Below are 10868 nucleotides of genomic sequence, written 5' to 3'. Positions count from 1 at the left end.
GAAGCCATGCTTGGTCCGGATGAAACCAAGCTGGGGGAAACGGTTTACGACCTTCAGAGCAATGCCAGCATAAACAATCGTTTTTACATCCACGAAGACGGGACGATGGCTGCTGTATGGACCATGGGATTTGAGGCTACTGCTTTTCCCGACAGGGGAACGGGATACAACTATTTCGACGGATTCAACTGGGGAGCGATGCCCGTGGCAAGAGTGGAAACCAATCGTTGCGGATGGCCCAGTTATGCAGCCTGGGGGCCAACGGGTGAAGTGGTAGCCGTTCATAACGGTGTTTCCGGTATGGAGTTCCTGTGGAGGGAAACAAAGGGATCGGGAGACTGGACACAAGTGAATTTTCTGGGTCCGGCCGGTATAGAGGATGATATTACCTGGCCAAGGATCATCGCTTCAGGAGATAATCATGAATACACCCATCTTTTTGTAAACTCCTATGTGGAATACGAAGGACAAGCCCAGACACTTCTTTATTCCCGCACCAGCGACGGCGGCGCCACCTGGGATCCCCTTCATATAATTCTGGATGGTATGGGATCGGATTATTACACGGAGATCAGCGCCGATGATTATACGCTGGCAGCCAGGGGGAATACAGTGGTTCTGCTGGTTTCAAGCCAGTTTCACGACCTGTTTTACATGCGCAGCGATGATAACGGCGATTCCTGGGATAAATATATCGTTTGGGAGCACCCCTACCCTCTCTGGGACTGGAACACAACCATTGCCGACACCTTTTTCTGCGTTGACGGATCGGCCAATGTAGCCATAGATCCCGACGGCAAAGTGCATGTGGTCTTCGGCATCAACCGGGTTATGCATCCTGAGGTCGGAACGACATATAGCCTGTTCCCTTACGTTGACGGGGTAGGCTACTGGAATGAGGATATGGATCCCTTCTCCAACGACCTGGATGCCCTGGCACCGCCACAGTATGGCTATGCCAATTCGGAAATGATACAGGATGTCAACTATATCGGATGGATGCAGGATGTTAATGGCGACGGGGAGATCACGCTGAATACAGATATAATGTATTACCAGCAGCATGGCCCGTCAAACATGCCTTCTATCTTTGTGGATGAAGATGGTTATATCCATGTATTATTCGTTTCAACTACCGAAACTTACGAATATGATGTATACAATTACAAACATCTGTGGTACCGGACAACCCATCCGATTTATACCGGAAAGGACGGCTTTGGGGATTTCATCCACCTGACCGGCGATATCCTTCATATTTTTGATGAGAGCTATTATCCCATGATAGGTGGTTTCGACAACACCACACATACCCTTCATTACATTTTCAATACCGATGTCACGCCGGGACTTGCCTGGTCGGATGACCATGGCTGGCAGACCAATAACACCATTTACGGGGCATACCAATTGCCGGTAGGACAGCAAGAGCTGGTCTCCAAAGATGCGTTCCGTGTTAATATTTTTCCCAATCCCGCAACGGAAACTGTGCAATTCGTTTTCCCAAAAGATATGGAAGGCAATGCTTCCATTATCCTGAGCGATCCCACCGGGCATAAGGTAAAGGAGATCAGTAATATATCAACCTCCGCATCCTATAGCTTGGATGTAAATGACCTTAGCCAGGGGATTTATTTCTATACGGTTACTTCAGGAAACGGGAAGGTTTCGGGGAAGGTTGTGGTAAGGTAATAATCTGAAAAGCTTCTTCAGGGGATCATTTTCCGGTTCCCTGAAGTTTTCTCACATAAGAAACAACACTCCATCTTTCCGGTGGGGTAAGTAAAGATCCATGGGCTCCCATGAGGTTGTACCCGACAGTGATCACATGATAGATTTCCCCATCGGGAACCGTTTTCATTTTCTCAGATAAAAGTGAAGCCGGAGGGTATGAATACCAGCCGGAAGTAAAAAGTTTGCCTTTGCCGTCGCCAAACATACCGTGACACTGCATGCATATGAGTTCGAACATTGCTTTACCCGGTATAGTATCATTTTTCATCGGGGAATCCATCGTGAATATTGATCCGGCGCTGGTCCTGTCATTTTTATTCTTATCCAGGAAATAGGGGATCCTTTCCCTCGGAACGGTTCCTTTAACGGGGTTAAGCATGGCTCTTCCATCTTCTGAAAGCGGGTTTTCCGACCAGGATTCATAAGCACGGGAATAGGCCATATCAGGATAATAGGTATATCCCGGATGATTCCTGTCTTTGGCACAGGAAGCCAGTAAAACTGCTAATAACAAAATTGATCTGATAATTTTTTTCATAGTTTATTTTCAGGATATATCACCAGATCAACAGGAAGCGGTCTATCCATTGTCCCAGCAGGCACGAAAATGCCGATATCAGCAAAACCAACTCATTTTTTTTACCTTTTACAGATATCAGAAGAATAAAAGGTATCAGAAAACCCAGCACAGGGTTCAGGTAAAACAAAACCGGAAAATCCCTTATCTTTTCGATATAATAAATGGTTTCGCCGGGCAGGTTGGCGTACCAGACCAGGAAAAACTGAACATACCACAGGTACATCCAAACAATACTGAATGCGAAGAGGTACCTGGCGAGGTAGAGCCTCACCGGCTGAGGGTTCTTCCATACTTTATCCTTCTTCCTGCAAAACCAGAAAACCAGGATAAGGAATGCGGTTCCGCCGGAAAGTATCCCCGACAGTACATACCACCCGTAGAGGGTGCTATGCCAGTGAATATCAAGCGACATAAGCCAGTCCCAGGAAAACGGTGTGATCATTATTCCTGTAAAAACAAGAAAAACTGCAGAATACTTTCGAATTCCTTCATTATAACATGAAAAAGGATCGTATCGTCTAAAAACTCCCAGCAGGATCACCCACACCGTAAAGTACATAACATTCCTGAGTACAAAAGTCCAGGATTGGAAATAAGCCTTTTGAAAGACACTTAGCTCCGTATCATTGAACCATGGATACAGATCCGGCAGGAAGAAAAGGATAAATGCAAATGCCGGCAGCATTGCAATAAGCAATACCATCATTCCTTTCAGCTCAAAGCGGATTTCATTGATCCAGTGAGCATTGCCCAACGTATGCATACTGAAGAACAATCCTGCAAAAAGCCCCATCCCTGCAAAAAGGAATGCATCTAATAACAATATTGAAAGAATGTTATTCATCCGGCCAACCGTCAACCATACAGTTAGTAAAGCAAGCAATGTAAATGCCCAGGCTACGATGACCAGCATCCTTGAAATATTTCCGCTCATCCTGAAAATATTCATGATCAAACCTGGATTACAACATCTTTCACACTGGTTTCTTTTTTAAGCCTTTCCACAAAGTTTACGACCTCCCCTTCATTGCCTCTTGTCCATTCGATTTTCAGGACAAACCTGTCGACGGTGATTTGTTCGGCTTGTGCGCGGCTCAAGCGTTTCCTCTGCTTCAGTTTAACAAAGAAAAGGGTGGCCATGGCAATGGCGGAAAACAGTATGGCCAGTTCAAACATCACAGGGATATAGGATAAGATTGAGAGAAAGGGTTTACCGCCATATTGCATCGGATAGGCGAACACTGAAACCCAGATCTGGAAAAGCATACCTGTCACAATGCCAAGCAATCCGCTGATCAGTCCGACAGCAGGGATGGAATCGTAAAAACCGGTTTCCCGGGTTCTTTCGGAGGATATGGGAAAAGGTGTAAGCACATCCTTGACTTCCGCCTTGCTTTGACGGGTAAGTTCAATTCCCTTCATCAGGTAATGTTCGTTTTCATACACACCGGTTATGTTCATATTGCATGGTTTTTATTTTCGTGGATTAAATGTTTGACTTCATAGATTGAAATAATCGGAAATATCCTGACAAAAAGCAGGAAAACCGCAAAAAAGAACCCGAATGAGCCGACCAGCAGTCCGATATCTGTGAGTGTCGGATGAAACACCGACCAGGCAGACGGAAGGTGATCGCGGTGGAGAGAAGCAACAACGATAACATACCTTTCCAGCCACATTCCAACATTGATGAGGATGCTGGCAAAAAAGGCAAAAGTGAGGCTTCTCCTGAGTTTTTTGACCCAAAGCAATTGCGGGATCAATACATTACAGCACAACATTACCCAGAAGTAAGGGGCATAAGGGCCCGTCATCCGGTTCAGGATGGCATAGATCTCAAATTCATCACCACTGTAGAATGCCAGAATAATCTCCGAAAAGTACGCCGCAGCCACTATCAGTCCGGTAACCAGGATAATCTTGTTCATGTTCTCAAAATGCCTTCGGGTGATATAATCTTCAAGATGCAGCATTTTCCTGGTTATGATCAGTAGAGTCTGTACCATGGCAAATCCTGAAAAGATGGCTCCGGCAACAAAATAGGGTGGAAAAATGGTGGAATGCCATCCGGGTACGATGGAAGTCGCAAAGTCCATACTGACAATGGAATGCACAGAAATGACCAGTGGAGTGGCTATTCCCGCCATGATCCAGGTAAGAAGGCCATGGTTATGCCAATTCTGTGATGATCCGGTCCAGTTTATGCTGAGTTTCCGATAGATCAACCTGCTTGTCTTCCTTTTAACCTTTTCCGCCAATAGGGCCAGGTCGGGGATCAGTCCTGTGTACCAGAAAAGCAGGGAAACAATGAAATAGGTACTGATGGCGAACACGTCCCAAAGCAGGGGCGAATTAAAGTTGACCCAAAGGTTCCGGGTATTGAAATAGGGAAAGATAAAGAAGCCCAGAAAGACTCTTCCCATGTGGATCACCGGAAAAAACGCGGCACAGAGTATCGCGATGATGGTCATGGCTTCTGCCGCCCGGTTAATGCTGTTTCTCCAGCGTTGTTCGAACAGGAGCAGGATTGCAGAAATAAATGTCCCGGCATGCCCTATCCCTATCCACCAGACGAAATTGGTGATCGCCCATCCCCAGCCAATGGTGCGGTCGAGCCCCCAATCGCCAATGCCATAAAACAAAGTATTATAGGTTGCTATCAATCCGAAAGCGAGGCCCCCCAGAGACAGGATCATTCCCAGATACCAAAGCCTGCCGGGCTTATGCAGCAGCGGACGCAGGATGTCAGCAGTGACATCGGCATACGATTTATTGCCGGTGATCAGGGATTCGCTCATGAGTGATTCATTTGTTCATCCGGGTTTGGCTTGATGCGTGCGAGATAAGCAACAGAAGGCAGAGTCTGTAATTCCCCGAGCAGATGGTATTTCCTCTGATCTTTTAAAAGACGGCTAATTTCGCTTTGCTGATCATTCAGATCACCAAATACTATGGCGCGGGAAGGACAAGCCTGTACGCAGGCCGGCTGGATCTCCCCATCCATTAAAGGACGATTCTCTATACGTGCACGATGTTTACCTTCCTGGATACGTTGCACACAAAACGAGCATTTCTCAATAACCCCTTTTGCCCTTACGGTAACATCAGGATTAATCACCATCCTGGGAAGGTCACCGGTCATCCCATGCGGATCATAAAGGTTCCCTCCTATCGCATCGGCACCAGTGTAATCGTACCAATTGAAGCGCCGTACCTTATAAGGGCAATTATTACTGCAGTACCTTGTTCCGATGCAGCGGTTATAGATCATCTGGTTAAGTCCTTCCTGGCTATGGCTGGTTGCAGCCACAGGGCAAACATTTTCGCAGGGGGCGTTATCGCAGTGCTGGCACATGACAGGCTGAAAAAGCATCGCAGGGTTTTCATCATGCCCCCTGTAATAACGGTCTATCCGCAGCCAACTCATCTCATGGCCACGCAGCACTTCCTCCCTTCCTACAATGGGAATATTGTTCTCCGCCTGACAGGCTACCGCACAGGCATTGCATCCCGTGCAGCGGTTGAGGTCTATCACCATGCCCCAGTGATGACCGGGATGTTCGTACGGAGCGTAAAGTGAAACCGGCTGCTCCGGTTCATATTCTTCTGAAAATGGATATTCCAGGATGATCCGGCGTCCTTCCATGGAATGATGAGCCTGGGTGCAGGCAAGTTCATATTGTTTTCCTGTTTTTTCCAGCTTATCAAAGTATCCGGAAAGAATGCGATAAGAATTGGAAAACGACATAAGACCGGAAACATCAAAACCCGCTAAGGAGGCAATTCTTCCGGCTTTCGGCCTTGCAAAACCCAGCGCAACGGAAATGGTACGGGAAGCCTGGCCGGGTTGAACCCATACCGGTATTTCGAGGTCGTTATTTATCCTGATCATATCCCCGTTTTTCCAACCCATTTCTTCGGCAAGGACAGGGGAAACCGCAGCATAATTATCCCAGGATATTTTGGAGACAGGATCAGGCAATTCCCTGAGCCATACATTGTTAAGTAAAGTGCCATCCCCCAGGTTCACAGACTCATACAACTGGTACTCAATCCCTTCTTTTAGTATAGGAGAAACATCCTGATAAAGAGATTGAATAGTACCGGGATTAAAAGGCTTGGAGACAACTTCTGTTTCACCGGTTTCCAGGAAACCGGTTTGCAGGATTTTATACCATGATTCTTCATCTGCTCCTGTGGAGAAGGCAGAAGGAAGTATAACTGTTTCCCAGTTATCTTTTAATATTTCATGGAAGGATTGTTTACCGCCCATCCAGGAAATGAGGATATCTTCAGGCTGCCGGGTGTCCAACAGTGGTTGTATAAGAGGTTGTGAAAGAGCATACAATCCTTTTACCGGCATGGCGTCACCCCAGGATTCCAGGTAATGATGCGCGGGACAGACAAAATTTGCGAACCCGGTGCATTCATCGGGAAAAGTTGCAATCTGTAATATAAGTCCGGTTTTTTTAAATCCATTCTTCCACTTATCCCGGAGAGGATTGTTCAATAAGGGATTGACCCCGAAAAGAATGAGAGCCCCCACCTCCCCTTCTTGCATGAGGTCTGAAAAAGAAGCGATGGCATTATCATCTCCTTGTTTAATAAGAATGGGCCGCTCAAGGTCAAGCACGGTCCCGTAGTTGCCGAGCATGGCATTGATACCGCAAACCAGCAACTGGTGATTAATGTCATTCGTGGAGCAGACTATCAATGATTTGCCTTTCCTGAGGCATAATTCAGCGGCAGTTTCAGCGGCAGCAGTATTATTTCCAGGATTTTGATTCAGGGGTGTATTACCGGTTTCCCTGGCCACAAAATTGTATATTTCCGTAAGGATTTCGATTTCTTCTGAAGGATTAACCGGAATACGACAGCTTGCCTGTGCACCGGTAAGCGTGAAGTTAGATTCAAACTGATGGTGCAGCAATGGATCACCGGAGTTTTTCCTGTCCATATATTCACGGGCAAAACCGGCCGGATTTAACCAGCTTCCCAGGAAGTCGCAGTTCACGCCCACGACCATATCTGCTTCATGGAAACGCAGAGAGGGAATGATCCTGTTACCAAACAGCCGGTCGTGAGCATCCAGTATGGCTGAATAGGAAACGGTATCATATGGAATTACCTGGACATTATTATAAATACCGGCGAACTCCTTCATCAACCGCGTTCGTGAAGGGCTGATCAGGGAAGGGGTGAGTATCACAATTGTTTTTCCGGAAGCGCTGATTTCAGCTAGTTTATCTCTTACCTGATTGTCGAGGGGTTCCCAGTCGCATACCAAACCGTTAATCAATGGTTTAGCGAGGCGGTCGGGATCGTACAATCCCAGTATGGAGGCCTGGGTTCTGGCGGAAGTGCTTCCCCATAGCCCGCTCATTTCAGGATTAGCCTCAATTTTAATGGGACGGCCATCGCGGACTTTAACCAGTATCGCTGAAAACTCCCCTCCTTCATAACGAAATGTTGCATAGTAATTGGATACACCCGGCGTTATCTCTTCCGGTTGCACAAGGTAGGGAATGGCTTTACGCACAGGCTGTTCGCAGGAGGCAACCAGGGTCATGGTTCCTATGCAATAGCCCAGCATTTTCATGAAGTCACGCCTTCCCATGGATAAAATCTCCCCGGAAGCTGAAGGGCTTTCGTGTCCTGTCTCTAAGCGGTATTCCTTGTTATAATCTTCGTTTACCATCTTGCTTCCCCATATCTTAAAAGTGACACTGCACGCAATCCCATCCACCGAGGTCTTTTACCAGCGCAGAATCTCCGGTGGATTGCAAGTTCTTTCTCAGTTCCATGTATTGGTCGCGGTAATATTCACCTTCGAAAGAACCGGATTTCCTTGTCGCATGGCAATCGAGGCACCACCCCATCGACAATTCCGTTTCCTGTCTGGCCCTGTGAGATTCCTGAAGAGAACCATGGCACTCCCTGCATTCTATTCCTCCGCTCACATAATGCAGGGCATGATGAAAATATACATGATCGGGGAGGTTTGACACCCGGATCCATGGAATTGGGACCCGGTTGGTATGATAACCCGATAATTGTGATATTTCAAAGGAGCCGGAACGGGAGCCTTCCAGGATAACTGCGTGACAATTCATGCATATTCCCGTAGCCGGGAACCCCGCTGACTTTCCTGCCCTGGCCGGCATATGGCAATACAGGCAATCGATACCATTCTGTTCGTAATGCACTTCATGGGAAAATTTCAGGGGTTGATCGGGTTCGTAACCTCTTTGCAGGCCCAGAGCAATAGCTTCCTCATAAAGCATAGCCAGCATAATTATGCTAAAAATCAGCATTAACGAGCGTTTTAATATTTTTTTCCGGAAAATATTGAACACATAAGAATCGGTTGCCAGAAAAAGAAATACAGCCAGGATGGCATAAAGAATTATCATCTTTATAAAGTTGACCGGATAATCAGGATGTTTTTTTTCTGCGAGATCATCCATGTATACCTTGAGCATAACAAGTTGGGCCGGTTCCAGTCCGGGATCCGAATGCGCTTCAAAAGCTTTATCCGACAACGGAAAAAACAGGGCTTCCTCCAGGTCGGCAACAGATTTATCACGAAATTTCATAGAGATGTCATAAGCTGATGGATTCCAGTGAAATGTATCCTGGGGTTCTGAATAGTGGCAGGAAGCACAGGAACGCAGTGTATCGCCGATATTGATGTTCATAAAGAAAAGGCGTTTCCCTTCCTGAATGCTGTCGGATGAGGTTAAAACAAATCCTAAGGAATCCGATGTCATAAATGAGGCCATGGCCGTTTCTCCGGTGCTAAACTCCAGGAATACGGCCATGGACAAGATGCGTAACAGTATCTGAACTTTTCCTTGAAGGAATATCATAGAAGATTATTTATTGTCAATTATTTAATGCACCTTGTTTGATCCACCAGAACACCAGAGCGGATTCTTCTTCTGTAAGGCTGATCAGACCGGGGGGCATATCGCTTTCCGGACCAAGCGTAATAGTGTATATTGTGCTGGAATAAGGAAATCCAGGGTAAATGGCCCCGATGGCCTTTAGGTCAGTATACGAGTTTGCAGCATCCAGGTAAATAACATCCGCGCCTTCATAATGGCAATCGAGACAATAGTGGTCCCATAATGGCTGAATATCATTACTATAGCTGACCAGCGGTATGGTATCGGGATCGCATGGGCAGTTTGGATCCATCCATTCGCTTATATCGCATGGACAAGAGCTTGGATGCGGAATAGTATCGGTATCGCAGCTGCAATTGGGATCGAGGTAATCAGAAGTATCACAGGGGCACAAGGGATGAGGTTCTGTATCGTGATCACAGGGGCAGTTGGGGTCGAGGTAGGTGGAAGTATCACAGCAGCAAAGAGTATCGCGGTCGCAATAGCAATCAAATTCAATACAATCGGAAGTGTCGCAGGTACAGAGATGTGATGGCAGAGTGTCGGTATCTTTATCGCAGGGACAATTCAGGTCAAGGTATGGAGTAGTATCGCAGAAGCAAGGTGGAGGTGCGGGAGGTGGTGTTACGATCAGCGGGCCTTTATCATCAGAACAGCGAGAAAGGGCCCATCCTGCAATTATCAGAATCATGGCATAATAAAACCGGGAAGATATTGGTTTCATCACTATTTCCGTTTTTTATAATATAAATTCCTGTGTAAGTTAAATCCGAGAAAGAAGTATCCGTCCCAGGGACTGACAGGTTCCATGGTGTATAGGTTTTGTCCCAGGATGCGGTCGGAGTTGGAGAGAATGATCTGGAAGACATGTCCTACCGGCCGGACTTCGAAACCAAGGGCAAAGGGGCATATAGCAGGTCCTGCCAGCGGGTTGACTTTGATTTCACCGGGTTCCTGCATAACAGGCGAATACTCTACTATAATGGAACTCATGAAGCTGATCTTGAACCGGGCACCCAGCGGCAGCGCGTAGGTTTCATTCTCTTCTTCCGGTTCCACCAGATTACGGTGTACAAAAGTCGGAGAAAGCTGGACGGAGAACCAACGACTGACCTTTGAAGCCACGATGACCTGGGCATTATAGCTGACCCTGTGACGGAACTTGTATTCAAAAGGAGTTGTTCCGTCGTCAAAATAACTGTTATCCTGGATAATGGGAAAATCGTCGGTCATAATGGCCGTGTTAAGGTAAAGGGATAATGAAACCGGGGTTTTCCAGTCTTTGGTTTGCCTGAAAACAGTGAACTTAGTATCGATATCGTAGTTTTTTCCGTATTTGGTGCGTCCTGCGCCAAGGCTCCACCACTCAAATACCGGGAAAATGAATCCAAAACGGATATTACTAACCAGGTCGAGACCGAAAAACTTATGGAGAGGTTCATCGTTAAGGTCAACCCTGCCAAAACGGTGCTGAAGGTTAAATTCAAAACCATTGGAAGGAGGCTGTTCAACAGTTTGTGAAGTGATAAGGGAAGTACCCTCGAAGGTTTTCTGGACGAAAGGAGTCGTTTGCCCATATAAAATACTGCCTGCGCCAAGCATCAGTATCCAGGATACAAGCAGGGGAAATACTTTCATAATATTTG

At 46.6% G+C, this 10868-nt stretch carries 9 protein-coding genes; 1 reads left to right on the top strand and 8 read right to left on the bottom strand.

The annotated features are described in order from the left end of the window. The coding region (locus tag KKA81_14475) for a T9SS type A sorting domain-containing protein (protein ID MBU2652132.1) at window positions 1–1692 on the top strand (1692 nt) is incomplete at its 5' end. Window positions 1693–1717: 25 nt separating this feature from the next. Here KKA81_14475 and KKA81_14470 read toward each other — a convergent pair. The 8 genes from KKA81_14470 to KKA81_14435 are packed head-to-tail and all read right to left on the bottom strand — an operon-like array spanning window position 1718 to window position 10860. Then, a complete protein-coding gene (locus KKA81_14470) occupies window positions 1718–2272 on the bottom strand; it encodes a cytochrome c (GenBank protein ID MBU2652131.1) in 555 nt (184 codons plus the stop codon). Window positions 2273–2291: 19 nt separating this feature from the next. Further along, window positions 2292–3263, bottom strand: a complete 972-nt coding sequence (locus KKA81_14465) for a hypothetical protein (protein MBU2652130.1) — start codon at window positions 3261–3263, stop codon at window positions 2292–2294. A 2-nt stretch (window positions 3264–3265) separates the two neighbouring features. After that, entirely contained in the window at window positions 3266–3775 is a 510-nt protein-coding gene (locus KKA81_14460) for a DUF3341 domain-containing protein (GenBank protein ID MBU2652129.1), read from the bottom strand. Further along, window positions 3772–5112 (bottom strand): polysulfide reductase NrfD, encoded by a 1341-nt coding sequence (gene nrfD, locus KKA81_14455; GenBank protein ID MBU2652128.1) that lies wholly within the window; start codon window positions 5110–5112, stop codon window positions 3772–3774. The genes KKA81_14460 and nrfD overlap by 4 nt, the downstream gene beginning before the upstream one ends. Further along, entirely contained in the window at window positions 5109–8060 is a 2952-nt protein-coding gene (locus tag KKA81_14450; GenBank protein MBU2652127.1) for a 4Fe-4S dicluster domain-containing protein, read from the bottom strand. Before KKA81_14450 ends, nrfD begins: the two co-directional genes overlap by 4 nt. Further along, window positions 8029–9183 carry a cytochrome c family protein gene (locus KKA81_14445; GenBank protein MBU2652126.1) on the bottom strand — a complete coding sequence of 385 codons (1155 nt, stop codon included), beginning with the start codon at window positions 9181–9183 and terminating at the stop codon, window positions 8029–8031. Before KKA81_14445 ends, KKA81_14450 begins: the two co-directional genes overlap by 32 nt. A 16-nt stretch (window positions 9184–9199) precedes the next feature. Then, a complete protein-coding gene (locus KKA81_14440) occupies window positions 9200–9946 on the bottom strand; it encodes a hypothetical protein (GenBank protein MBU2652125.1) in 747 nt (248 codons plus the stop codon). 2 nt (window positions 9947–9948) lie between these two features. Further along, the gene (locus KKA81_14435; GenBank protein MBU2652124.1) at window positions 9949–10860 is read right to left on the bottom strand and encodes a hypothetical protein; all 912 of its coding nucleotides are present in this window, start codon (window positions 10858–10860) and stop codon (window positions 9949–9951) included. Window positions 10861–10868 lie beyond the last annotated feature (8 nt).

It is taken from the genome of Bacteroidota bacterium (assembly GCA_018831055.1).
Taxonomy (GTDB): Bacteria; Bacteroidota; Bacteroidia; order Bacteroidales; family B18-G4; genus M55B132.
This window is presented reverse-complemented; position numbering and strand designations above follow the sequence as displayed.

Bases quoted from the DNA above. Each gene is read 5' to 3' on its own strand.
- KKA81_14470 (MBU2652131.1), bottom strand. From the start codon at position 2,272: ATGAAAAAAATTATCAGATCAATTTTGTTATTAGCAGTTTTACTGGCT.
- KKA81_14465 (MBU2652130.1), bottom strand. From the start codon at position 3,263: ATGAATATTTTCAGGATGAGCGGAAATATTTCAAGGATGCTGGTCATC.
- KKA81_14460 (MBU2652129.1), bottom strand. From the start codon at position 3,775: ATGAACATAACCGGTGTGTATGAAAACGAACATTACCTGATGAAGGGA.
- nrfD (MBU2652128.1), bottom strand. From the start codon at position 5,112: ATGAGCGAATCCCTGATCACCGGCAATAAATCGTATGCCGATGTCACT.
- KKA81_14445 (MBU2652126.1), bottom strand. From the start codon at position 9,183: ATGATATTCCTTCAAGGAAAAGTTCAGATACTGTTACGCATCTTGTCC.
- KKA81_14440 (MBU2652125.1), bottom strand. From the start codon at position 9,946: ATGAAACCAATATCTTCCCGGTTTTATTATGCCATGATTCTGATAATT.
- KKA81_14435 (MBU2652124.1), bottom strand. From the start codon at position 10,860: ATGAAAGTATTTCCCCTGCTTGTATCCTGGATACTGATGCTTGGCGCA.